Origin of the sequence: Mycobacterium sp. E1386, assembly GCF_001672745.1 — a bacterium.
Lineage (GTDB): Bacteria > Actinomycetota > Actinomycetes > Mycobacteriales > Mycobacteriaceae > Mycobacterium.
Genome location: NZ_LZKH01000219.1, coordinates 15,670 through 38,318 on the forward strand (window position 1 = coordinate 15,670; position 22,649 = coordinate 38,318).

Consider the following 22,649-nt stretch of genomic DNA (forward strand, 5'->3'; position numbering starts at 1 on the left):
ACATTACTTCGGTCACCGACCCGGAGGGCACGTTCGCAGAGCCGCGTCAGTCACCACCTGACCGCGCGCGCAAGGGCGTTCGCCACGTTCGTAGTCGGCGCCGGTGATGACCCGGGCGTCCCGCAACGCGGCCTGTTCGTCGTCGGTGAAGACGCGGCCGCGGGACAGGAACCGCACCCCTTCGGGCGCCTCCAGGCTGAACCCGCCGCCCCGGCCCGGGACCACGTCGATGACCAGCTGGGTGTGCTTCCAGGTTTGATACTGCGGGCCAGAGATCCACACCGGCACCCCGTCAGTCCCGACGTCGAGCACCCCGAGCAACACGTCGCGGTCGCCGACGAGGAAATCACCGAGTGGGTAGCACATCGGCGACGACCCGTCGCAGCAGCCGCCGGACTGGTGGAACATCACCGGGCCGTGCCGGTCCTGCAGTCGCTCCAGCAGTTCGGCGGCGTCCGCGGTGATGACGACACCCGGAACCATCAGAAGAAGCCCTGCGCCTTGTCCGAGTAGGACACCATCAGGTTCTTGGTCTGTTGGTAGTGGTCGAGCATCATCTTGTGGTTCTCCCGGCCGATGCCCGATTGCTTGTAGCCGCCGAAAGCGGCGTGGGCGGGATACACGTGGTAGCAGTTGACCCACACCCGGCCGGCCTGGATGTCCCGCCCGGCTCGGTAGGCGGTGTTGCCGTCGCGGCTCCACACCCCCGCACCCAGACCGTAGAGGGTGTCGTTGGCGATCGAGATCGCGTCGTCGTAGTCGGAGAACGACGTCACCGCCACCACCGGGCCGAAGATCTCCTCCTGGAAGATCCGCATCTTGTTGTTGCCGGCGAAGATCGTCGGCTGCATGTAGTAGCCGCCGGACAGGTCGCCGCCCAGCTCGGCGCGCTCGCCGCCGGTGATGACCTTGGCGCCCTCGTCCTTGCCGATCTCGATGTAGGACAACACCTTTTCCAGCTGGTCGTTGGATGCCTGTGAACCCAGCATCGTCTCGGTGTCCAGCGGATCACCCTGCCGCACCGCCTTGGTCCGGATGGCGGCCAGCTCCAGGAACTCGTCGTAGATGTCGGACTGGACCAGGCTGCGCGACGGGCAGGTGCACACCTCGCCCTGGTTCAGGGCGAACATGGTGAAGCCCTCCAGCGCCTTGTCCTGGAAATCGTCACCCTTGGCCATCACGTCGGAGAAGAAGATGTTGGGGCTCTTGCCGCCGAGCTCGAGGGTGACCGGGATCAGGTTCTGCGACGCGTACTGCATGATCAGCCGCCCGGTGGTGGTCTCGCCGGTGAACGCGATCTTGGCGATCCGGTTGCTCGACGCCAGCGGCTTACCCGCCTCGGCGCCGAACCCGTTGACGACGTTGACCACGCCCGCCGGCAGCAGGTCACCGATCAGCGACATCAGGTAGAGCACCGAGACCGGCGTCTGCTCGGCGGGTTTGAGCACCACCGCGTTGCCGGCCGCCAGCGCGGGCGCCAGCTTCCAGGTGGCCATCAGGATCGGGAAGTTCCACGGAATGATCTGCCCGACCACGCCGAGCGGCTCGTGGAAGTGGTAGGCGACGGTGTCCTCGTCGATCTGGGACAGCGAGCCCTCCTGCGCGCGGATCGCCCCGGCGAAATAGCGGAAATGGTCGACCGCCAGCGTGATGTCGGCGCCCAGCGCCTCGCGGATCGGTTTCCCGTTGTCCCACACTTCTGCCACCGCCAGGGCGGCCTTGTTCTGCTCGATCCGGTCGGCGATCTTGTTGAGGATCGCCGCCCGTTCGGCCGGTGGGGTCTTGCCCCACGCCCCCGCCGCCCCGTGGGCGGCGTCGAGCGCCTTCTCGACATCGGCCTCGTCCGACCGGGCCACCTCGCAGAACGGCTGGCCGGTCACCGGTGTCGGGTTCTCGAAATAGCGGCCCTGCGCCGGCCGGACCCATTCGCCCCCAATGAAGTTGTCGTAGCGGGCTTCATACGACATCAACGCCCCAGCGGAACCTGGACGTGCGAAAACAGTCATCTGCTCGGCTCCTCGCTCGTCTGTGTAATACACCTCACACTACCGCCGGAGGCCACAATGGCGGTCATGACATCGCAAGCCCCCGCGGCCCCCGACGACGACCGTGACCCCTACCTGTGGCTCGAGGAGGTCACCGGCGACGAGGCGCTGGATTGGGTGCGGGCGCGCAACGAACCGACGTTGGCGACCTTCCGCGACGCGGAGTTCGAGCGAATGCGCACCGAGGCGCTCGAGGTGCTCGACACCGACGCCCGCATCCCGTACGTGGTCCGCCGCGGCGAGTACCTCTACAACTTCTGGCGCGACGCCGACAACCCGCGCGGACTGTGGCGGCGCACCACGCTCGAGAGCTATCGGACCGATGCCCCCGAGTGGGACGTGCTGATCGATGTCGACGAGTTGGGCCGGACCGACGACGAGAAGTGGGTGTGGGCCGGCGCCGGCGTCATCGAACCGGAGTACACGCGCGCCCTGGTCGCGCTGTCCAGGGGCGGCTCGGACGCGTCCATCGTGCGCGAATTCGACATGGGAACACGCGAATTCGTCGTCGACGGATTCGCGCTGCCGGAGGCCAAGTCGCAACTTGCCTGGGTGGATACCGACACCGTGCTGGTGGGCACGGACTTCGGCGCCGACTCGCTCACCGAATCGGGCTACCCGCGGGTGATCAAGCGATGGCGGCGGGGCACCCCACTGACCGACGCGGAAACCGTGTTCGAGGGCGCCCGCACCGACGTCCGCGTGTCCGCCTCGGTGGACCGCACCCCCGGCTTCGAGCGCACCCTGCTGGGGCGGGCCCTCGACTTCTGGAACGAAGAGGTCTACGAACTGCGGGGCCTTTCAGAAAACCCAGAGCTGATCCGCATCGACGCACCCACCGACGCGAGCTTGTCGATTCACCGGGAGTGGCTCCTGATCGAGCTGCGCACCGATTGGTTCTACGGCGCGCAGAGCTATCCCGCCGGTTCTTTGCTGGCGGCGAACTACGACGAGTTCTTATCGGGCACGGCCGAATTGAGCGTGGTGTTCGAGCCAGACGAGCACACCGCCCTGAACCACTACGCGTGGACGCGCGACCGCCTGTTGATGGTCACCCTCGCCGACGTGGCCAGCCGGGTGGAGATCGTCACGCCCGGAACGTGGGAACGTCAACCGTTAGCCGGCATCCCCGAGGCGACCCACACCGTCGTCGTCGCGGCCGACGACACCGGCGACGAGTTCTTCCTGGACTCGAGCGGATTCGTCAACCCGTCGCGGCTCATGCGCGGCACCGGCGCAGGCCCGCTCGACCAGATCAAGTCCGCGCCGGCCTTCTTCGACGCCGGCAACCTCGCCGTCTCCCAGCATTTCGTGGCGTCGCAGGACGGGACGCCGATCCCGTACTTCGTGGTGCGGCCCGCCGATGCGCGGGGCCCGGGGCCGGCCATGCTGTACGGCTACGGCGGCTTCGAATCCGCCAACACCCCCGCCTACAGCGGCGTGCTCGGCCGGCTGTGGCTGGCCCGCGGCGGCACCTACGTGCTCGCCAACATCCGCGGCGGCGGCGAGTACGGGCCCGGCTGGCACACCCAGGCCATGCGCGAGAACCGGCACAAGGTGGCCGAGGATTTCGCCGCGGTGGCAACGGATTTGGTGAATCGGGGCATTACCACCGTCGACCAGCTCGGCGCGCAGGGTGGCAGCAACGGCGGCCTGCTGATGGGCATCATGCTGACCCAGTACCCGGACAGATTCGGCGCGCTGGTCTGCAGCGTGCCGCTGCTGGACATGAAGCGCTACCACCTGCTGCTCGCAGGCGCCTCGTGGATGGCCGAGTACGGCGACCCGGACAACCCGGACGACTGGGCGTTCATCTCCGAATACTCGCCCTACCAGAACATTTCCGCCACGCGCCACTATCCGCCGGTGCTGATGACCACGTCGACCCGCGACGATCGGGTCCATCCGGGCCATGCCCGCAAGATGACGGCGGCGCTGGAGGCCGCGGGCCACCGGGTCTACTACTACGAGAACATCGAGGGCGGCCACGCCGGCGCGGCCGACAACCAGCAGGTCGCCTTCAAGTCGGCGCTGACCTATTCCTTCCTGTGGCGGATGCTCGCCAGGTCATAAGATCGTCGGCGTGTCAGCGACCCAACGCATCGAACTCACCCTGCTGGCGACCGGGTTGATCTTCGTCCTGGTCTCGGCGGCGCAGGCACGCTACCGATTCATCCGTCATCGCCGCGCCGGCAGGCGGTTCTACTGGACGACCGCGATCATCGGCATCGTCTGCTTCGCGATCGGCACGGGCAGGGTCTGGCCCAACGCCGTCTGCGTGGCGGTGATCTTTTCCGGCGTCGTCGTCTTGTCGGCCTACCTGACTACGCCGTATCTCAAGATCGGCGACCGCATCTACGCGTCGTCGCCGGAAAACCGTCGGCCCGATCCCTAAAGGATGCTATGACCGCACCCGACTTCGAGACGCTCCTCTATACGACGGCCGGCCCGGTGGCCACCATCACGCTGAACCGCCCGGAGCAGCTCAACACCATCGTGCCGCCCATGCCCGACGAGATCGAGGCGGCGGTCGGGCTGGCGGAGCGCGACCCGGCCGTCAAGGTCATCGTGCTGCGCGGCGCGGGCCGGGCGTTCTCCGGCGGCTACGACTTCGGCGGCGGCTTTCAGCACTGGGGCGAGTCGATGATGACCGACGGCAAGTGGGATCCCGGCAAGGACTTCGCGATGGTCACCTCCCGCGAGACGGGGCCGACGCAGAAGTTCATGGCCATCTGGCGGGCATCCAAGCCGGTCATCGCCCAGGTGCACGGCTGGTGCGTGGGCGGCGCAAGCGATTACGCGCTGTGCGCGGACCTGGTGATCGCCAGCAACGACGCGGTGATCGGCACCCCGTACAGCAGGATGTGGGGCGCATACCTGAGCGGGATGTGGCTCTACCGGCTCAGCTTCGCCAAGGCCAAGTGGCACTCGCTGACCGGGCGGCCGCTGACCGGCGTGCAGGCGGCCGAGGTCGAGCTGATCAACGAGGCGGTGCCGTTCGAGCGTCTCGAGGCCCGGGTCACCGAGGTAGCCGCCGAGCTGGCCCGGATTCCACTGTCGCAGCTGCAGGCGCAGAAGCTGATCGTCAACCAGGCGTACGAGAACATGGGGTTGGCGTCCACCCAGACGCTCGGCGGCATCCTCGACGGCTTGATGCGCAACACCCCCGACGCCCTGGAGTTCGTCAAGACGGCCGAAACCGAGGGCGTTCGGGCGGCGGTCGAGCGCCGCGACGGCCCCTTCGGGGACTACAGCCAGGCCCCGCCGGAGCTGCGGCCCGACCCCGCGCACGTCATCGTGCCTGATCGGGACCAATGCTGAGATGGGCTAGGAACCTGTTCCCCGGCGCCCAAAAAGTGTTACCGTTATCAACTATGTCCCGGCTGACTTCTGGCCTGCGTGCAGGCGCCGCTGTCCTCGCCCTGGGTATCGCCGCGACGGCGTTCCCGAAAACCGCCGTGGCCGACTCCACGGAGGACTTCCCGATTCCGCGCAGGATGATCAACACCACCTGCGACGCCGAGCAGATCATGGCGGCCACCCGCGACACCAGCCCGGTGTACTACCAGCGCTACATGATCGACTTCGACAACCACCCGAACGTCCAGCAGGCGACGATCGACAAGGTGCATTGGTTCTACTCGCTGTCGCCGGAGGACCGCCGGACGTATTCGGAGAACTTCTTCAACAACGACCCGCTGTGGTACGCGTGGCCGAACCACATGAAGCTCTTCTTCAACAACAAGGGCGTCGTGGCCAAGGCCACCGACGTGTGCAACCAATACCCGCCCGGCGACATGGCCGTCTGGGACTGGGCCGAGCCGACTGGTCCGCCTGGATGGCCGGGACCCGTCCGCGGCAGGGTCCAGTAATTCCGCGCTAGGGCTCAGTAATGCGGTGACGCCGCCGGGCACCAGTCTGTGTTGGTCGCCCCGGCGGCGGCCTCGCGGCGCCGCCTCGTCGGATCAGCGCGGCTGGACCAACCCGCCCGGCGGGTGCTCCTCGACGTTCCTGAGGAGCAGATCGCGCACAGCGGGACGCGGTCCGTATGGTCGCAGCATGGTGCTGGCCGGCCGTGGACGCACGTGCTGCGGCCACCAGAACCAGCGCCCGAGCAGGGTGGCCAGCGACGGCGTCATGAACGACCGCACGATCAAGGTGTCGAACAACAAACCCAGCGCGATCGTCGTACCCACCTGGGCCATCACCAGCAGCGGGCTGAACATGAACGTGGCCATGGTCGCGGCGAACACCAGGCCGGCGGAGGTCACCACCGAGCCCGAACCGGCCATCGCGCGGATCGTCCCGGTTTTGAGCCCGGCGTGGATTTCCTCCTTGAACCGCGATATCAACAGCAGGTTGTAGTCCGAGCCGACCGCCAGCAGCAGGATGATCGCCATCGCCAGCACCATCCAGTGCAACTTGATGCCCAGGATGTACTGCCAAAGGAGCACGGAGAGCCCGAACGAGGCGCCCAGTGACAACAACACCGTACCGACGATCACGAAGGCCGCCACGGCGCTTCGGGTGATCACCAGCATGATGATGAAAATCAGTGTGGCTGCGGCAATTCCGGCGATCAGCAGGTCGATGTTAGAGCCGTCGTGCATGTCCTTGTACGTCGCGGCGGTACCGCCGAGGTAGACCTTGGAGCCCTCCCAGGGCGTGCCCTTGATCGCCTCGTGCACGGCCTGCTTGATCGGTTCGATGTGGCTGATGCCTTCGGGGCTCGCCGGGTCGCCTTCATGGGAGATGATCAACCGGACCGCGTGCCCGTCCGGCGAAATGAAGTTCTTCAGTCCCCGTGCGAAATCCGGGCTCTTGAACGCCTCCGGCGGGAGGTAGAACGTGTCGTCATTCTTTGCTTTGTCGAAGGCATCGCCCTGGGCGGTGGCGTTGTCGGACTGCGCTTTCGCCTGTTCGTTGAGACCCATCGTGGTCGCGTAGTTCGACATGATGGTGTCGAGGTTGCGCTGCTGACTTTCGATCTGCGGCGGTATCAGCGCCACCAGCTTCGGCTGGATCCGATCCAACTTGTCCAGATTCGCGCTGAGCTCCACGATGTTCTGAGCGACCTGGTCGATGCCGTCGAGCGCGTTGAAGACCGACCGTAGCGCCCAGCAGACCGGAATGTCGTAGCAGTGCCTCTCCCAGTAGAAGTAGCTGCGGATCGGCCGCAGAAAGTCGTCGAAGTTGGCGATGTCATCGCGCAACGCCTCGGTGATCCGCACGGTTTCCTTGGTGAGCCTGGTGGTTTCGTGCGTCGTGTTGCTGAGGTCCTGGGTGACCTGCATCTGTTCATGCAGGGTGGCCATGGTCTTGCGCAGTTCGTCGGCCTGCTTGAGCAGGTTGTTCGCCTGCTCTTCCTGATAGTGCTGGGTCTGGATCCGCCCCGCTGCTTGTGCGCCCATCTGGAAACCGAGGGTGCTGTGGTCGAGCGGCGTGCCCAACGGCCGGGTGATGGTCTGCACCCGGCCAATGCCGGGGATGTGGAAGACCGCCTTGGCGACCTTGTCCAGGACCAGGAAGTCGGCGGGGTTGCGCAAGTCGTGATCGGTTTCGATCATCAACAACTCGGGATTGAGCCGCGCCTGGTCGAAATGCCGGTCCGCGGCGGCATACCCGACATTGGCCGGGGTGTCCGCCGGCAGGAAGTGGCGGTTGTCGTAGTCCGTCTTGTAGCCCGGCAGGGCGAGCAGACCAACCAGTGCGACCCCGATGGTCACCGCGAAAACCGGTGCGGGCCAGCGGACGACCGCGGTGCCGATGCGACGCCAGCCCCGGGTCTGCAGCGTGCGCTTCGGATCCATGAGCTTGAAGAACGAAGCCACCGTCAAAACCGCCGGAGCCAGCGTCAAAGCCGCCAACACCGCGACCAGCATGCCCACCGCACAGGGCACCCCCAGCGACTCGAAGTACGGCAGCCGGCAGAAGCTCAGGCAGTACATCGCGCCGGCGATCGTCAGGCCCGACCCAAGCACGACGTGCGCGGTGCTGTGAAACATCGTGTAGAACGCTTGCTCACGGGTCTCGCCCAGACCGCGCGCCTCGTGGTAGCGCCCGACCACGAAGATCGCGTAGTCCGTTCCGGCGGCGATCGCCATCAACACCAGCATGTTGTTGGCGAACGTCGAGAGCCCCATGATCCCGTAGTTTCCGAGCGTCGCGACGACACCACGGGCCGCCGCCAACTCGATGAAGACCATCGCCAGCATGATCAGCATGGTGACGATCGAGCGGTAGACGAAAAGCAGCATCACCACGATCACCAAAAAAGTGACAAGGGTGACGAGCATGACGCCCTTCTCGCCCGCATGGGACTGATCGGCGAACAGCGGACCCGCGCCGGTGACATACGCCTTGATTCCCGGCGGTGCGGGCACCGAGTCCACGATCTTGCGGACGGCCAGGGCAGACTCGTTCGCCAGCCCGCCGCCCATGTTCCCGGCGAGGTAGACCTGGACGTACGCGGCCTTTTGATCGTGGCTCTGGGAACCCGCCGCCGTCAGCGGATCACTCCAGAAATCCTGCACGTGCTGAACGTGCGTCTTGTCTTGCTCGACGCGCCTGACGATCTCGTCGTAGTAGCGGTGCGCGTCGGCGCCGAGTGGCTTGTCGCCCTCCAGCAAGATCATGGCCGAGTTGTCGGAGTTGAACTCTTTGAACGTCGATCCGACCTTCATCATCGACTGAAAGGACGCCGCGGCAGTCGGACTCATCGACACCGAGTGGGTTTTGGCGACGACCTCCAGCTGCGGGGCCACGGTGTTGGTGAGGAACACGATGCCCAACCAGACCAGGACGATCGGCAGGGCGAGCCGGTGGATCATCCGCGGCAGGAACGGCGGGATCAGCGGCTGGTCGACGCGCGGCGGAGCCCCGCCCGGCTCGCTCATGCGGACTTGTCCAGGCAGTAGACGAAGGGGTTCACGGTTTCGTTGGCATCCGAGCGATTCGGAGCCTTGATCACGTCACCGTGCCCGTCGTGGTTGTTCACGACGAATTGGCAGGCGATCCAACTGCCGTCGCCTTGTGCAATCAGGTTTGCCGGGATGCCGGGCTTCGTTGAACTCAATACTTTGCTCCAGGGCAAGGACACGTTGAGGGCCTGCTGCGGATGGGAGTTTTCGTCGAGGTAGTTGATGGTTGCCGTGCTGCCCGGTGAGCCCCAGACCTGGAGCGTGATCGTCTTGGCGTTGAACTCGTCGAGGACCTCGCCCGACGTGCCGCCACCGAACGAACCCTTGTGAACTCCGAAGACGCCGTGCAATCGGTATACGACGAATCCCGACACCGCGACGACGGCTGCGATCGTGAGCACCAACCAGAAACGCGCCAGCAGCCCCTTTTTCCCGGAAGGCTGCGGAGCGCCCTTTTTGCCCTCGCCGGCGCCGGAGCCCTGCTTCTGCAGCGGCTCGGTCCTTGGCTCAGTCGTCGTCATGGGCGCTCCAAGTCCTTCCCGTTCACCGGTCGCAGTTCGCCAAGCCACAGCCCCCCGGCCTCCTCTCTTCGTTCATTGCGATCCCGAGATGAGCCCCACGCACGTGGCGGTCAGCAAGCGAGTGAGGGCGACGGTGAAGTCCAGGTTCCACTCGGGCGGAATCACTTCGGGCTCCTCGGCATACGCGTCGGTCAGCCGCTCGGGCGGGTTGGCGACCTGCCACAGCGTCGCGGCCAGCGAGTACGCGGCCAGCAGGATGTCGAGCGACCCCGACCGCCCGAGCTCGGGCAGCGCCGTCTCGATGGAGTCGGCGAGCGAGAGCGTGGCCGCGGTGCTGATCCGCTTGACCTCGACCACCCGCTCGGCGTCCACTTCGTGTTCGAGGTGCAGGTGCAGGTTGGCCAGCAGGTCGCAGAACAGCGGGTCCTCGGCCAGGGCGTTGGCCAGCGTCTCGGCGATCTGCGACGGCGACTTGGGGCCGGGCTCGGCCAGCTTCTCCGACACCGTGTTCGACCAGCGCACCCAGCCCTCGGCGGACAGGTGCAGCAGGACTTCCTTGTGCGAGGTGAAGTAGCGACGGACGGCGGAGTAGTGAATGCCGGCCCGGCTGGCGACGGCGGTCAGGGTGACCGACGCGACGCCGGTCTCGAGCGCCAGTGAGCGTGCGGCCTCCACGAGTGCCTCCGCACGTTGGCGCTTCTTCTCCTCGGTGCGGGCGCGCTGGAAAGTTAACTGCGCCACCGGTGGAGCGTAACGCACATTATGTGATTTGTATAACGCACGTAGCGTGATTTGTTCTCGGCCACATGAACCGTCCCGGGTGCGGAAAGGTGTATGTAGGTATGCACACCATCGCGCTCATCGGCTTCCTCGGCGGACTCATCACCGGGATCTCGCCGTGCATCCTGCCGGTGCTTCCGGTGCTCCTGCTGTCGGGCGCGGGCGGCACCCGGGGGATCAGTGCCGCCGCGCGGCCCTACCTGGTGATCGCCGGCCTGGTGTGCAGCTTCTCGTTGGCCACGCTGGTCGGCTCCGGGTTGCTGACGGCGCTGCACCTGCCGCAGGACGCGATCCGGTGGGCGGCGCTGGTGGTGCTGGTGCTGATCGGGCTCGGGCTGATCTTCCCTCCGCTGCAACACCTGATCGAGCGGCCGTTCGGGTACCTGCCGCAGCGGCAAATCGGCGCCAACGCAGACGGTTTCGGGCTCGGATTGACGCTGGGCGCGCTGTATGTGCCGTGCGCGGGCCCGGTGCTCGCGGCGATCGTGGTCGCCGGCGGCACGCAGTCGATCGGGGCCGGCGCGCTGGTCTTGACCGGGACGTTCGCACTGGGCAATGCGCTGCCGCTGCTGGCGTTCGCGCTGGCCGGGCGGCGCGTCGCCGAACGCGTCGCCGCGTTCCGCCGCCGCCAGCGCGCGATCCAGGTGGCCGGCGGGATCATGATGGTGGTGCTGGCCGTGGCACTGGTCTTCAACCTGCCCGCGATCCTGCAGCGCGCGATCCCCGACTACACGACGGCGATGCAGAACAAGATCGGCGCCGACGACCTCCAGCGCACGCTCAACCCCGCCGCGGCCACGCCGGCGCCAGGGTCCAGCGGCTTGCGGCTGAGCCCGGCCGGGGTCAGGGTCGACGGCGCGCTGACCGATTGCATGGACGGCGCCACCCAGTTGCAGCAGTGCGGCCCGGCGCCCGCCGTCGGCGGGATCACGGGGTGGCTCAACACCCCGGACGGCAAACCGCTCGACGAGGCGGCGGTGCGCGGCAAGGTGGTGCTGATCGACTTCTGGGCCTACTCGTGCATCAACTGCCAACGGGCCATCGCGCACGTAACCGATTGGTACAACCGGTATCACGACGCCGGGCTCGTCGTCGTCGGGGTGCACACCCCCGAGTACGCCTTCGAGCGGGTCCCCGCCAACGTCTCCAGCGGCGCCGCCGCGCTGCACATCACCTACCCCGTCGCGCTGGACAACGACTACACCACCTGGAACAACTACCAAAACCTCTACTGGCCCGCGGAATACCTGATCGACGCGACCGGAACCGTCCGGCACACGAAGTTCGGCGAGGGTGATTACGAGGGCACCGAGAAGCTGATCCGGGACCTGCTCGTCGACGCCCACCCCGACACCCGGCTACCCGCGCCGGCGCACTCCGCGGACACCACACCGCAGACCCGGCTCACCCCCGAGACGTATCTAGGGGTCGACCGGGCCCGAAACTACGGCGGCAAAGGCGATTACAAGTCGGGCGAGTTCAGCTATCCGCCGCAGTTGGCGGGCGACACGTTCGCACTGGGCGGCCGATGGAAGCTGGACGACCAGGGCGCCACCGCCGACAGCGATGACGCCGCCATCCGGCTGAACTACACGGCCAAGGACGTCTATGTCGTCGTCGGCGGCACCGGCACACTCACGGTGACCCGCGACGGCAGAACCACCACGACGGCGATCGGCGGGCCACCCACGCTGCACCCGATCGTCACCGACGAGACGGCGCGCGGCGACCAGCTCGACATGCGGGTCAGCCCTGGGCTGCAAGTCTTTTCGTTCACCTTCGGCTAGCCCGCCGGCTTCTTCCGCAGGCTGCCCAGCATCGCGACGACGACACCGCCGATCACCAGCGCGGCGCCGGCGAGCAGCGTCAGGTTGAGCCATTGATGCAGGCCCGCCTCGGCGTGGCCGACCATCACCTCCGCGACGCGGCGGATGTCGCCGGTGGTCCGGTTGAGCGCGTCGTTGACATAGTGGCGGGCGATTTCGATGCCCGCCCAGCCGGCGGCGCCGACCAGCAACGCGGAGACCCCGAGGCCGGTGAGCGCCTTCCCGGGGCGGCGCGCGGTGGCCACCGTCAGCACGGCACACACGACGCTGAGGGCGACCGCGCCGATGCTCACCCACGGGCCCCACGTCGCAAGCGGGCTGAGCCGGCCCTGCCGCAGCGATCGCGGCACCGACGCCGTCAACGGAACCGTCAGCGTCGCAGGCGCTTTCACGTTGTGACGGCTCAGGATCCGCTGCATCGAGGCGTCCCTGAGCATCGGCGCCACGTCGATCGCCCACGACTGGCCGGCGCCGTCGGCGGTGAACAACCAGCGGTGCGCCGCCCGGTTCGCCTGGGCGAACAGCGCCGGAAAGGCGGGCCCGGCCGTGAACGCGACGGCGGCCAGGTGCACTTCCGCGCCCTCGACCGGCTGCCGTCCGCCGTTGCGCTCCGCGATGAGCGCCATCGCGCGGTCGGATAGCTCGTCCGCGGCGGCGGACTGCAGCGCGGGGTCGCCGGCGGCCCGCTGGGCCAGCGCGGCGTAGCCGCCCTCGCTGACGATGTTCAGCTGCAGCCACGCCGCCGGGATGGCCACGGCCAGCGCGACGGTGGTGGCCAGCCACAGCACCGCCCGGAAGACGGCGGCCACGATTCGCACGCCGGAGAACCCTTAGGGCGCGATTCCGCGAACGTAGGCGGCCTGCCCGAGGTGCTGGGCGCAGTCGTCGATGATGCTCACCAACCGGGCGCTGGCGGTCACCGGCGGGTCCCAGTTGGTGTCGACCACCCGCTCCAGCTCGGCGGCGGTCACGCCGGCGATGTATTCGAGCGTGAGCTTGTGCACCGCGTGGTAGTAGCCGGCCAGCAGATCCGCGGGCGCCTTGACCTTCGCGACCTGCTCGGGCTTGTGCCCGTAGCCGGTGTCGTTGCGCGGCAGGTCCAGCCCGAACCGGTCCACCCAGCCGTCGCGCAGCCACACCTGCTCGACGCCCGCGACGTCGGCCAGTTGGATGTCCTGCACCCGCGCGCTGTGCCAGAGCAACCAGGCGATGCTGTTGGCGTCGGGGGTCGCCTGGTAGCCGGCGACGTCGTCGGTCAATCCGTCGGCGATCTCGTCGACGTGTTCGATCAACCGGGTGAAGGCGTCGCGAAGCAGTTCCTGGACGGCGGCATCGGGGCTGGAGGTGTTGGCCATACCAGCGACACTAGATCCTGGCACGAGCCACCGGCACGGTCGTAGATTGTTTGGATGACGTACGACCTGATCATTCGCAACGGCACCATCGTCGACGGGCTGGGCGGCGAGCCGTATGTCGGCGATGTCGCGGTGCGTGACGGCGTCATCAAGGCCGTCGGTCACGTGAACGGCGAAGGGGCCGATCGGGAGATCGACGCCACCGGGCTGCTGGTCACCCCGGGCTTCGTCGACCTGCACACCCACTACGACGGCCAGGCCATCTGGTCGGAACGCCTGACGCCGTCGTCGGCACACGGGGTGACCACGGTGGTGATGGGCAACTGCGGGGTCGGCTTCGCCCCGTGCCGCCAGGAAGACCACGACGTGCTCGTCGACGTGATGGCCGGCGTCGAGGACATTCCCGGTGTCGTCATGACCGACGGCCTGCCCTGGACGTGGGAGACGTTCCCCGAATACATGGACGCCCTGGACGCGGGCAGGCGGGACATCGACGTTGCGGCGTATCTGCCGCACTCCCCACTGCGCGTCTACGTGATGGGTCAGCGCGGCGCCGACCGCGAGCCGGCCACCGCCGAGGACCTCGCCAAGATGCGGGCGCTCGCCAAGGAGGCCGTCGAGGCCGGCGCGCTGGGCTTCGCGTCGTCCCGGCTGACCATCCACAAGACCGAAAGCGGTTCGCCCATCCCGAGCTACGACGCCGCCCGGGAGGAGATCGAAGGGATCGCCCGCGGTGTCGTCGACGGCGGCGGCGGCCTGCTGCAGTTCGTGCCGGACATTCCGGCCGGCGGTTACGAGCCCGTGCTGCAGACGGTGTTCGACGTCGCCGAGGATGTCGGCCTGCCTCTGACGTTCACGCTCGTCGTCGCCAACGCCGGCGACCCCACGTGGCCGGACGCCATCACGATGATCGAGAAGGCCAACGCCGCGGGCGGTGACATCACCGCCCAGCTGCTCCCGCGCCCGATCGGGCTGATCATCGGACTCCAGCTGTCCGCCAACCCTTTCGTGCTCTACCCCAGCTATCGAGAGATCGCGCACCTGCCGCTGGCCGAGCGGGTCGCCGAGATGCGCAAGCCGGAGGTGCGGGCGCGCATCCTGTCCGACAAGCCCGGCGTCGGTCACCCGATCCTGTACGTGGCGCAGATGTGGGACTGGATCTTCCCGCTGGGCGACACCCCGGACTACGAGCCGGACCCGTCGACCAGCATCGGTGCCCGGGCCCGGGCCAAGGGCGTCGACCCGATGGAGGAGGCCTACGACCGGCTGCTCGACGACGACGGCCGGGCCATGCTCTTGGTGGCCACCAGCAACCTGCAGGGCAATTCGCTGGACACCGTCGGGGAGCTGCTGCACCGCGACGACGTGGTGCTGGGGCTCGGCGATGGCGGCGCGCACTACGGGATGATCTGCGACGCCAGTTACTCGACGTACTTCCTGGCGCACTGGGCCCGCGACCGGAAGTCGGGGCGGTTCACGGTGCCGGAGGCCGTCCGCGAGCTCACCTCGGTGCCGGCGCGCATCGCCGGGCTGGGCGACCGGGGCCGCGTCGCGGTCGGGTACAAGGCCGACCTCAACGTCATCGATCATGCGGCGTTGCGGCTGCACAAACCGGTGATCAGTTACGACCTGCCGGCCGGGGGGAGGCGGCTGGATCAGACCGCCGACGGGTACGTCGCCACGATCGTGGCGGGCCAAGTGATCGCGGAGAACGGTGTGCCCACCGAAGCCCGCCCAGGCAAGTTGGTGCGCGGCCGGCAACCTCGCCCGGTACCCGCGCAATAACGCCACCAAAATCGCCAAATCCCGGGTAAGTTGAGCCGGTGACGAGCCCGCATTTTGCGTGGTTGCCGCCCGAAGTCAACTCGGCACGAATCTTCGCGGGTCCCGGAGCCGGGCCGCTGCTTGCTGCCGCGGAAGCCTGGGACGGCCTGGCCGAGGACCTGGCTTCCTCAGCATCGTCATTTTCTTCGGTCACGTCAAATTTGGCCAACGGCTCCTGGCAGGGTCCGTCGTCGGCGGCGATGATGGCCCTCGCCACGCACTACGTGAGCTGGCTCAGCGCGGCCGCGGCCCAGGCCGAGGCGGTGTCCAGCCAGGCGTCGGCCGTCGCGCACGCGTTCGAGGGGGCGCTGGCCGCCACCGTGCAGCCCGCGGTGGTCGCGGCCAACCGCGCTCTGGCGCAAGCGTTGTCGGCCACGAACTGGCTGGGCCAGAACACCCCCGCGATCGCCGACATCGAGGCCGCTTACGACCAGATGTGGGCGTCGGACGTGGAAGCGATGTACGGCTATCACGCCGACGCGTCGGCGGCCGTGGAGAAGCTGGCGCCCTGGCAGCAGGTGCTGCAGAACCTCGGCTTCCACTTCAGCAGCAGCGGACAGCTCACGTTCGGCCTGCCCGCGGCGCGGGTTCCGCGCACGCTCTGACGGCCGCCGCCCGCGCCTATCCTGAGAACCATGCGCACGAAGAAGAAGGTGGACATCGAGCGGCTCGCCGCCGCCCTCCCCGACTACGCGTACGCGTACCTGGTGACCGTCGACGACGACTACCGCGTGCACACCGTGGCCGTCGAGCCACGGCTGCGCGAGGCGATCGTCGACGTCGGCCTCATCGGGGGCCGCACCCGGCAGAATCTCGCGCAGCGCCGCGACGTCACCCTGCTGTGGCCCCCTTCCGAGCCGGGCGGCTATTCGCTGATCGTCGACGGCACGGCCGAGGTGACGGATGCGGGGGACGCGGTACGCCTGGCCGTGGCGCCCACCCGCGCGCTGTTGCACCGGGAGGCCGAGCCCGACTCCCCCGGCGCGGCCAAGGGCTGCCTGCACGACTGCGTGGTGTTCTCGCTGCCGGCCTAGCGCCGTACAGTCTGATCCGTGAGCCGCGTCGCACCGCTCGCCCCGCCGTGGAGCGAAGAAGATGCCGCTGGGATCAACAGCTGGGGGCATCCGGACCGCACCTATGAGCCGCTGCTTCTGGTGCGCTGCCTGCAGCGCCACCCCGCGCTGGCCAGCCGGCTGCGCAAACTCGGCGAATCACTTTATGTCGCAGCGCTTTTGCCGGCCCGGACGCGGACGATCGCGATCCTGCGCACCTGCGCGCTGGTCGGCTGCGCGTACGAGTGGGGCGGGCAGGCGGCGTTCTGGGGTCCGATCGCGGGGGTCAGCGACGACGAGTGCGACGCGCTGGTGACCGGCGACGCCAACGATCCGCGGTGGAGCCCGGCCGAACGGACGCTGATCGGGGCGGTGGACGAACTCGAGCGCACCGGTTCATGGTCGGAGGCGACTTGGATTGCACTGGGCCGCTTCCTTGACGACGAGCAGCGGATCGAATTGCTCACGGCCGTCGGCTGGTATCGCACGATTTGCACGCTGTGCAACGCGCTGGCCCTGCCGGTGGAGGGCTGGATGCGGCGCTGGCCCTAGTCCCGATCTCTGCGCAGGGCTGGATGCTGGTTCTTCACCAGCGGCAGCAGCACCCGTCGCGGCATGAATTGGAACAGCCGGGTGGTGATCTGGCTCGGCAGCCCGGGGATCACCGTTCCGCGGTCGTGCTCGAGCGCGTCGACCCCGGCGCGCGCCACGTCGCGCGACGGCATCCACATGAACTTCGGGAAGGCGTCCGCGAAGTCCCGCTCGTCCATACGGGCGTTCTTCACGAACTCGGTGCGCACCGGCCCCGGGCACAACAGCGCGACCGTGACGCCGGTGCCGGCGAGTTCGGCGCGCAGGCCTTGGGTGTAGTTGTTGACGAACGCCTTCGTGGCGGCGTAGCCGATCTGCCCGGGAAACGGCTGGTATCCCGCGGTGGATCCGACGTTGAGGATCGCCCCCTGCCGGCGGGGCACCATCTGCTGGGCCGCGCGGGTGCTCAGGTCGATGACAGCCTCGACATTGACGCGCACCTGGGCGATCTCGTCGTCGACAGACGTTTTCGTCACCGACCCCATGGTCCCGATGCCGGCGTTGTTGACGAGGATGTCGACGGTCAGCCCGCGGCGCTCCACCTCGCCGAGGAGGCCGGCGCGGGCTGTCGCGTCTGCGACGTCGCAGGCGATCACCTCGACCCGGACACGGCCCGACAGTTCCTCGGCCAGCTCGCGCAGCCGCTCCTCGCGGCGGGCGACGAGCGTGACGCCGTGGCCCCGGCCGACCAGCTCGCGTGCGATGTCGGCGCCGATGCCCGACGACGCGCCGGTCACGACGGCGGTGCTGGTGGGCGAGGGGGCGGGAAGGGGCATGGTGTTCACCCTACGGATAGCTTCACATTCGGCGTCGAGCAGCCGCCGGCGGGCACACGAAAAGGCCCGACTCCCAAAGGGAGCCGGGCCTTTTCGTAACAGGACTTAGAAGTCCATACCGCCCATGCCGCCGGTCGGGTCGCCCGCGGGAGCGGCCGCCTTCTCCGGCTTGTCGGCGACGACGGCCTCGGTCGTCAGGAACAGCCCGGCAATGGACGCCGCGTTCTGCAGCGCCGAGCGGGTGACCTTGACCGGGTCGGCAACGCCGGCCTTGAGCAGGTCCTCGTACTCACCGGTGGCGGCGTTCAGGCCGGTCCCGGCGGGCGAGTTGCGGACCTTCTCGGCGACAACGCCGGGCTCCAGCCCGGAGTTGAAGGCGATCTGCTTCAGCGGAGCCTCGAGCGCGACGCGCACGATGTTCACGCCGGTCGCCTCGTCACCGGAGAGCTTCAGCTCGTCCAGGGACGGCGACGCGTGCAGCAGGGCCACGCCACCACCGGCGACGATGCCCTCCTCGACGGCCGCCTTGGCGTTGCGGACTGCGTCCTCGATGCGGTGCTTGCGCTCCTTGAGCTCCACCTCGGTGGCGGCGCCGGCCTTGATCACCGCAACACCGCCGGCCAGCTTGGCCAGGCGCTCCTGCAGCTTCTCGCGGTCGTAGTCGGAGTCGCTGTTCTCGATCTCCTGGCGGATCTGGGCCACGCGGCCGGCGATGGCGTCGGTGTCACCGGCGCCCTCGACGATCGTGGTCTCGTCCTTGGTGACGACGACCTTGCGGGCCTTACCGAGCAGGGCGACGTCGGCGCTCTCCAGCGACAGGCCGACCTCCTCGCTGATCACCTGACCACCGGTGAGGATCGCCATGTCCTGCAGCATCGCCTTGCGGCGGTCACCGAAGCCGGGGGCCTTGACGGCCACCGACTTGAAGGTGCCGCGGATCTTGTTGACGACCAGGGTGCTCAACGCCTCACCCTCGACGTCCTCGGCGATGATCAGCAGCGGCTTGCCGGCCTGGATGACCTTCTCCAGCAGCGGGAGCAGGTCCTTGACCGTCGACACCTTGGAGCTGACCAGCAGGATGTAGGGGTCCTCGAGGACCGCTTCCTGCCGCTCGGCGTCGGTGACGAAGTAGCCCGAGATGTAGCCCTTGTCGAACCGCATGCCCTCGGTGAGCTCGAGCTGCAGGCCGAAGGTGTTGGACTCCTCGACGGTGATGACGCCCTCGTTGCCGACCTTGTCCATCGCCTCGGCGATCAGGTCGCCGATCGACTGGTCGCCCGCGGAGATCGCGGCGGTCGCGGCGATCTGCTCCTTGGTCTCGACCTCCTTGGCCTGCTTGAGCAGGGTCTCGGTGACCTTCTCGACGGCCTTCTCGATGCCGCGCTTGAGACCCAGCGGGTTGGCGCCGGCCGCGACGTTGCGCAGGCCCTCTTTCACCAGCGCCTGGGCCAGCACCGTGGCCGTCGTCGTGCCGTCACCGGCGACGTCGTCGGTCTTCTTGGCGACTTCCTTGACCAGCTCGGCGCCGATCTTCTCGTACGGGTCCTCCAGCTCGATCTCCTTGGCGATGGACACACCATCGTTGGTGATCGTGGGGGCACCCCACTTCTTCTCCAGGACGACGTTGCGACCCTTGGGGCCCAACGTCACCTTTACCGCGTCGGCGAGGGCGTTGAGCCCGCGCTCGAGGCCGCGACGGGCCTCTTCGTCGTACGCAATTGTCTTGGCCATTGCGAAGTGATTCCTCCGGATCGGGAATGACACCGGGTGACCACGCGTGGTCACCCCATTACTTACGCTGGCCGGGTGCAGTGCCCGCGACGGACGACCCCAGGTGTCTGCTGGTCTCACCGTCCCGACCTAGCACTCGCCAGTCGCGAGTGCCAAGTCATTCTTAGCACTCGCCTATGCCGAGTGCAAGGACAGTTCGGCCCTATCGCGGCGGGCGTAAACCGTCGATGACGACGTCGGTCGCCCGCTCGGCCAGCACCGAGTCGTAGGCCTGCATCGCCTGGCAGCCGACCAGGATCGCCTTGAGATCCCCTATATCGATGTCGCCGCGCGCGGTGCCCGCGTTCTGCGCGGCCCGCAGCAGCTCGCCGAGCATGGCCTTGAAGGCGTCTTCGGCCTCGGGCGCGGCGCAGGCGATGTCGATCCCGTAGCCGGCCAGGGCGTCGACCAGGCCGCGGTCCGCGGCGCCCCACTGCAGCACCATCGAGCGCAGAAAGGCGAAGAGCGCCTCGCCGGGCCCCTCGGACTCCAGCAGGGCGTGCCCGTCGTCGACGAGGCGGCGCATCCGGTCCTCGATCACAGCGGTGAAGAGCGCTTCCTTCGTCGGGAAGTGCCGGTACACGGTGCCGGCCCCGACCCCGGCGCGCCGCGCGACGTCGTCGATGGGCACGGACAGGCCTTCGGCCGCGAAGGTCTCGTAGGCGACGTCCAGCACGCGCGCGCGGTTACGCGCGGCGTCGGCGCGCAACGGCCTCGCGGATTCGGCCAAGTGTTCACCACCGATCGGTTGACAAAGCGGGGCGTACGTTCCGTATAGTCGAATCAACCGGAGCGCTCGCCCCGTTTAGTCTAACCGTTCTAGGAGGAACCCATGGCCAAATGGACCGCCGCCGACATTCCCGACCAGGCCGGACGGGTCGCCGTCATCACGGGAGCCAACACCGGCCTCGGTTACGAGACGGCCGCCGCGCTGGCCGACCACGGGGCGCGCGTCGTGCTCGCGGTGCGCAACCTCGACAAGGGCAAGGACGCCGCCGCGCGGATCACCGCCGCCAGCCCGCACGCCGACGTCGTCGTCCAGGAGCTCGACCTGACGTCGCTGGAGTCCGTCCGCGCCGCGGCCGAACAGCTCAAGGCCGACTACGACCGCATCGACCTGCTGATCAACAACGCGGGCGTCATGTACACGCCGAAGGAAACCACCAGAGACGGCTTCGAGATGCAGTTCGGCACCAACCACCTGGGCCACTTTGCGCTCACCGGCCTGGTACTCGAGCGGCTGTTGCCGGTCCCCGGATCGCGGGTCGTGACGGTGAGCAGCATGGGCCACCGCATCCTCGCCGACATCCACTTCGACGACCTGCAGTGGGAACGCTCCTACAACCGGGTCGCGGCCTACGGGCAGGCCAAGCTGGCCAACCTGTTGTTCACCTACGAGCTGCAGCGCAGGCTCGCCTCCCACGGCACGACGATCGCCGCTGCCGCGCACCCCGGCGGGTCGAACACCGAGCTGGGCCGCTACACGCCCACGGTGTTCCGGCCGCTCGTCAACGTGTTCTTCTCAGTGATCGCGCAGGACGCGGCGATGGGGGCGCTGCCGACGCTGCGGGCCGCCACCGACCCCGGGGTACTGGGCGGCCAGTACTACGGCCCCGACGGCTTCGCCGAAACGCGCGGCTACCCCAAGCTGGTCTCGTCCAGCTCGAAGTCGCACGACGCCGACCTGCAGCGGCGGTTGTGGGCGGTTTCGGAGGAGCTGACCGGCGTCACGTATCCCCTCGACTGAGGTCGAGCAGCTGCTCGTAGAAGCCGCCGAAGCCGCGGGCCCGGTCGGCCAGATGGATCTCCAGGATCCAATGGCAGGCGCGGCCGGCGGGGTCCGTGCGCCGCATCGGCTTGTTCGATCCGGGCATGATGTACCACTGGACGCCGGGGCCGGCGATCTTCTTGTGTGGGAACTCCCCGACCAGGTGGCCGGCGATGGCACTGGCGAACTCGAAGCCTTCGGCGTGCGCCAGCCCGACGACGAAGTCGTACAGCTCGGCGCCGGTGACGTCCGGGCGCTCGTCGAAGTACTCGCGGCCGGCCCGCCACACCCGGGGCAGCGCGTCGCGGACGGCGGTCTTGTGCGGGTCGTCGCCGAGCACGAAGGTGCGGCCGAAGTCCGCCTCCCACTCCGCGAATATCGGCCCGAGGTCCAGGAAGACGATGTCGTCGTCGTCGACCACCCGGTCCGGCGGGCGCTCGCTGAAGGGCTGCAGGGTGTTCTCCCCGGCGCGCACGATCCGCCGATGCCAGTGCCGGGTGACCCCGAGCATTTCCGCGGCGAGCTGGTTGATTTCGTCGGACAACCGCTTTTCCGAGACGCCGGGGCGAATCATGGCGCGCCGCTCGATCTCGTCGAACAATCGCGTCGCCTTCTCCTGGGCGTCGAGCAGCCGTTCCACCCGAACTTCTTCGTCGGCCACGCCCGCGATGTTATAGCCGCACACTGGAGGCATGTCCCTCGTCGTGCCGCCCTATCCCCCGCCCCGATACACCAAGGACGAGCCGGAGATCAGCGCCTGGCTCAAGCGGGCCGACTCGCCGCCCGACTACGAAACCGGCGGCGTCAAGTACCACTACCTGGCCAACCAACAGGCCACCGGCGGCGACTACGGGCTCTACCGGGTCGACCTGCCCGCCGGCGGCGGCGGGCCCGGCCCGCACTTTCACCGGGCGATGTCCGAGGCCTTCTTCGTGTTGTCCGGGACGATGAAGCTCTACGACGGCACCCAGTGGGCCGACGGCCGGCAAGGCGACTTCCTCTACGTCCCGCCCGGCGGCGTCCACGGCTTCCGCAACGGGGCCGACGAGCCGGCGTCGATCCTGATGCTGTTCGCGCCGGGCGCGCCGCGGGAGGCCTACTTCGAGGGCTTCGGGGCGCTCGCCGACATGACCGACGATGAGCGTAGGGAGTGGTTCGTCCGCCACGACAATTACTGGGTGCAGTAGACCCGCCCGGGTTAATGGTGAGCGAACTTTCCGCGCTCGCCGGCGATGCGCCGCCTATGCGCGACGTAGGGTGTGGCCGTGCAGGTGAGGTCGAAGCGGGCTGCGGCGTGGTTGCGGATGAAGGTCGAGACGGCATTCAGCGCCCCGGTCAGGACCGCGGAGCGGGTCAAACGCCCGAGGCGCCCCGGCCTCAAACCCTTGCCGACCGCGTCCGCCAGGGTCCGCGGTCGGCGG

At 68.1% G+C, this 22,649-nt stretch carries 21 protein-coding genes and 1 pseudogene; 11 read left to right on the forward strand and 11 right to left on the reverse strand.

All coding sequences use genetic code 11. The features are described from left to right. Positions 1–12 precede the first annotated feature (12 nt). Entirely contained in the window at positions 13–483 is a 471-nt protein-coding gene (locus A5709_RS22820; protein ID WP_068011766.1) for a DUF779 domain-containing protein, read from the reverse strand. Continuing rightward, on the reverse strand, positions 483–2,006 hold the full coding sequence (locus A5709_RS22825; RefSeq protein ID WP_068122736.1) for an aldehyde dehydrogenase family protein: 1,524 nt from the start codon (positions 2,004–2,006) through the stop codon (positions 483–485). The genes A5709_RS22820 and A5709_RS22825 overlap by 1 nt, the downstream gene beginning before the upstream one ends. A 66-nt stretch (positions 2,007–2,072) precedes the next feature. Here A5709_RS22825 and A5709_RS22830 point away from each other — a divergent pair, with 66 nt between their 5' ends. Genes A5709_RS22830 through A5709_RS22845 form a run of 4 tightly spaced genes read left to right on the forward strand, consistent with a single transcriptional unit; the run spans position 2,073 to position 5,917 of the window. Continuing rightward, positions 2,073–4,118 carry a prolyl oligopeptidase family protein gene (locus A5709_RS22830; RefSeq protein WP_068122740.1) on the forward strand — a complete coding sequence of 682 codons (2,046 nt, stop codon included), beginning with the start codon at positions 2,073–2,075 and terminating at the stop codon, positions 4,116–4,118. A gap of 10 nt (positions 4,119–4,128) precedes the next feature. Then, positions 4,129–4,440: a hypothetical protein gene (locus tag A5709_RS22835; RefSeq protein ID WP_067949140.1), complete on the forward strand. Its 312-nt coding sequence runs from the start codon at positions 4,129–4,131 to the stop codon at positions 4,438–4,440. 8 nt (positions 4,441–4,448) lie between these two features. Beyond that, positions 4,449–5,366: a crotonase/enoyl-CoA hydratase family protein gene (locus tag A5709_RS22840; protein ID WP_068122678.1), complete on the forward strand. Its 918-nt coding sequence runs from the start codon at positions 4,449–4,451 to the stop codon at positions 5,364–5,366. A 53-nt stretch (positions 5,367–5,419) separates the two neighbouring features. After that, positions 5,420–5,917, forward strand: coding sequence for a DUF5078 domain-containing protein (locus tag A5709_RS22845; RefSeq protein ID WP_067949144.1), 498 nt, complete (start codon positions 5,420–5,422; stop codon positions 5,915–5,917). Between the two features lie 93 nt (positions 5,918–6,010). Here the strand turns inward: A5709_RS22845 and A5709_RS22850 are convergent, their stop codons facing one another. The 3 genes from A5709_RS22850 to A5709_RS22860 all read right to left on the reverse strand — a co-directional run bounded on the left by A5709_RS22850 (position 6,011) and on the right by A5709_RS22860 (position 10,245). Beyond that, complete coding sequence (locus A5709_RS22850) at positions 6,011–8,941, reverse strand: RND family transporter (protein ID WP_068122681.1); 2,931 nt, start codon at positions 8,939–8,941, stop codon at positions 6,011–6,013. Beyond that, complete coding sequence (locus A5709_RS22855; protein WP_067949149.1) at positions 8,938–9,486, reverse strand: MmpS family transport accessory protein; 549 nt, start codon at positions 9,484–9,486, stop codon at positions 8,938–8,940. Before A5709_RS22855 ends, A5709_RS22850 begins: the two co-directional genes overlap by 4 nt. A 72-nt stretch (positions 9,487–9,558) precedes the next feature. Next, positions 9,559–10,245: a TetR family transcriptional regulator gene (locus A5709_RS22860; protein WP_156768133.1), complete on the reverse strand. Its 687-nt coding sequence runs from the start codon at positions 10,243–10,245 to the stop codon at positions 9,559–9,561. Positions 10,246–10,328: 83 nt separating this feature from the next. Here A5709_RS22860 and A5709_RS22865 point away from each other — a divergent pair, with 83 nt between their 5' ends. Beyond that, a complete protein-coding gene (locus A5709_RS22865) occupies positions 10,329–12,053 on the forward strand; it encodes a cytochrome c biogenesis protein DipZ (protein ID WP_068122687.1) in 1,725 nt (574 codons plus the stop codon). Here A5709_RS22865 and A5709_RS22870 read toward each other — a convergent pair. Both A5709_RS22870 and A5709_RS22875 read right to left on the reverse strand, forming a co-directional pair. Continuing rightward, complete coding sequence (locus A5709_RS22870; RefSeq protein ID WP_068122690.1) at positions 12,050–12,910, reverse strand: hypothetical protein; 861 nt, start codon at positions 12,908–12,910, stop codon at positions 12,050–12,052. The two genes, A5709_RS22865 and A5709_RS22870, sit on opposite strands and share 4 nt — an antisense overlap. A gap of 12 nt (positions 12,911–12,922) precedes the next feature. Continuing rightward, positions 12,923–13,447 (reverse strand): mycothiol transferase, encoded by a 525-nt coding sequence (locus A5709_RS22875; protein WP_068122693.1) that lies wholly within the window; start codon positions 13,445–13,447, stop codon positions 12,923–12,925. Positions 13,448–13,501: 54 nt separating this feature from the next. On the opposite strand from A5709_RS22875, the gene A5709_RS22880 reads away from it, so the two are divergent. The 4 genes and pseudogenes from A5709_RS22880 (at position 13,502) to A5709_RS22895 (ending at position 16,875) form a co-directional block, all read left to right on the forward strand. Beyond that, positions 13,502–15,232 (forward strand): amidohydrolase family protein, encoded by a 1,731-nt coding sequence (locus A5709_RS22880; protein WP_068122697.1) that lies wholly within the window; start codon positions 13,502–13,504, stop codon positions 15,230–15,232. A 38-nt stretch (positions 15,233–15,270) separates the two neighbouring features. Then, positions 15,271–15,843, forward strand: a pseudogene (locus A5709_RS22885) (PPE family protein); the annotation flags it as partial. Between the two features lie 63 nt (positions 15,844–15,906). Beyond that, positions 15,907–16,305: a hypothetical protein gene (locus A5709_RS22890; RefSeq protein WP_068122700.1), complete on the forward strand. Its 399-nt coding sequence runs from the start codon at positions 15,907–15,909 to the stop codon at positions 16,303–16,305. 18 nt (positions 16,306–16,323) lie between these two features. Then, positions 16,324–16,875: a carboxymuconolactone decarboxylase family protein gene (locus A5709_RS22895; RefSeq protein ID WP_068122702.1), complete on the forward strand. Its 552-nt coding sequence runs from the start codon at positions 16,324–16,326 to the stop codon at positions 16,873–16,875. Here A5709_RS22895 and A5709_RS22900 read toward each other — a convergent pair. The 3 genes from A5709_RS22900 to A5709_RS22910 all read right to left on the reverse strand — a co-directional run bounded on the left by A5709_RS22900 (position 16,872) and on the right by A5709_RS22910 (position 20,190). Further along, complete coding sequence (locus A5709_RS22900; RefSeq protein ID WP_068122743.1) at positions 16,872–17,690, reverse strand: SDR family oxidoreductase; 819 nt, start codon at positions 17,688–17,690, stop codon at positions 16,872–16,874. The genes A5709_RS22895 and A5709_RS22900 overlap by 4 nt on opposite strands. Positions 17,691–17,795: 105 nt before the next feature. After that, a complete protein-coding gene (groL, locus tag A5709_RS22905) occupies positions 17,796–19,421 on the reverse strand; it encodes a chaperonin GroEL (RefSeq protein WP_067949166.1) in 1,626 nt (541 codons plus the stop codon). 202 nt (positions 19,422–19,623) lie between these two features. Next, positions 19,624–20,190 carry a TetR/AcrR family transcriptional regulator gene (locus A5709_RS22910; RefSeq protein WP_068122705.1) on the reverse strand — a complete coding sequence of 189 codons (567 nt, stop codon included), beginning with the start codon at positions 20,188–20,190 and terminating at the stop codon, positions 19,624–19,626. 102 nt (positions 20,191–20,292) lie between these two features. On the opposite strand from A5709_RS22910, the gene A5709_RS22915 reads away from it, so the two are divergent. Further along, on the forward strand, positions 20,293–21,207 hold the full coding sequence (locus tag A5709_RS22915; RefSeq protein WP_068122709.1) for an SDR family NAD(P)-dependent oxidoreductase: 915 nt from the start codon (positions 20,293–20,295) through the stop codon (positions 21,205–21,207). On the opposite strand, the gene A5709_RS22920 is transcribed toward A5709_RS22915, so the two are convergent. After that, positions 21,188–21,922, reverse strand: a complete 735-nt coding sequence (locus A5709_RS22920) for a M24 family metallopeptidase (RefSeq protein WP_068122714.1) — start codon at positions 21,920–21,922, stop codon at positions 21,188–21,190. The genes A5709_RS22915 and A5709_RS22920 overlap by 20 nt on opposite strands. Between A5709_RS22920 and A5709_RS22925 the strand changes: the two genes are divergently transcribed. Then, positions 21,921–22,415, forward strand: coding sequence for a cupin domain-containing protein (locus A5709_RS22925; RefSeq protein ID WP_067949174.1), 495 nt, complete (start codon positions 21,921–21,923; stop codon positions 22,413–22,415). The two genes, A5709_RS22920 and A5709_RS22925, sit on opposite strands and share 2 nt — an antisense overlap. The last annotated feature ends 234 nt before the right edge of the window (positions 22,416–22,649 follow it).

Coding starts and splice junctions, on each gene's coding strand:
- A5709_RS22825 (WP_068122736.1), bottom strand. CDS start 2,006: ATGACTGTTTTCGCACGTCCAGGTTCCGCTGGGGCGTTGATGTCGTAT.
- A5709_RS22890 (WP_068122700.1), top strand. CDS start 15,907: ATGCGCACGAAGAAGAAGGTGGACATCGAGCGGCTCGCCGCCGCCCTC.
- A5709_RS22915 (WP_068122709.1), top strand. CDS start 20,293: ATGGCCAAATGGACCGCCGCCGACATTCCCGACCAGGCCGGACGGGTC.
- A5709_RS22875 (WP_068122693.1), bottom strand. CDS start 13,447: ATGGCCAACACCTCCAGCCCCGATGCCGCCGTCCAGGAACTGCTTCGC.
- A5709_RS22925 (WP_067949174.1), top strand. CDS start 21,921: ATGTCCCTCGTCGTGCCGCCCTATCCCCCGCCCCGATACACCAAGGAC.
- A5709_RS22845 (WP_067949144.1), top strand. CDS start 5,420: ATGTCCCGGCTGACTTCTGGCCTGCGTGCAGGCGCCGCTGTCCTCGCC.
- A5709_RS22855 (WP_067949149.1), bottom strand. CDS start 9,486: ATGACGACGACTGAGCCAAGGACCGAGCCGCTGCAGAAGCAGGGCTCC.
- A5709_RS22830 (WP_068122740.1), top strand. CDS start 2,073: ATGACATCGCAAGCCCCCGCGGCCCCCGACGACGACCGTGACCCCTAC.
- A5709_RS22840 (WP_068122678.1), top strand. CDS start 4,449: ATGACCGCACCCGACTTCGAGACGCTCCTCTATACGACGGCCGGCCCG.
- A5709_RS22820 (WP_068011766.1), bottom strand. CDS start 483: ATGGTTCCGGGTGTCGTCATCACCGCGGACGCCGCCGAACTGCTGGAG.
- A5709_RS22850 (WP_068122681.1), bottom strand. CDS start 8,941: ATGAGCGAGCCGGGCGGGGCTCCGCCGCGCGTCGACCAGCCGCTGATC.
- groL (WP_067949166.1), bottom strand. CDS start 19,421: ATGGCCAAGACAATTGCGTACGACGAAGAGGCCCGTCGCGGCCTCGAG.
- A5709_RS22865 (WP_068122687.1), top strand. CDS start 10,329: ATGCACACCATCGCGCTCATCGGCTTCCTCGGCGGACTCATCACCGGG.
- A5709_RS22880 (WP_068122697.1), top strand. CDS start 13,502: ATGACGTACGACCTGATCATTCGCAACGGCACCATCGTCGACGGGCTG.
- A5709_RS22920 (WP_068122714.1), bottom strand. CDS start 21,922: ATGCCTCCAGTGTGCGGCTATAACATCGCGGGCGTGGCCGACGAAGAA.
- A5709_RS22900 (WP_068122743.1), bottom strand. CDS start 17,690: ATGCCCCTTCCCGCCCCCTCGCCCACCAGCACCGCCGTCGTGACCGGC.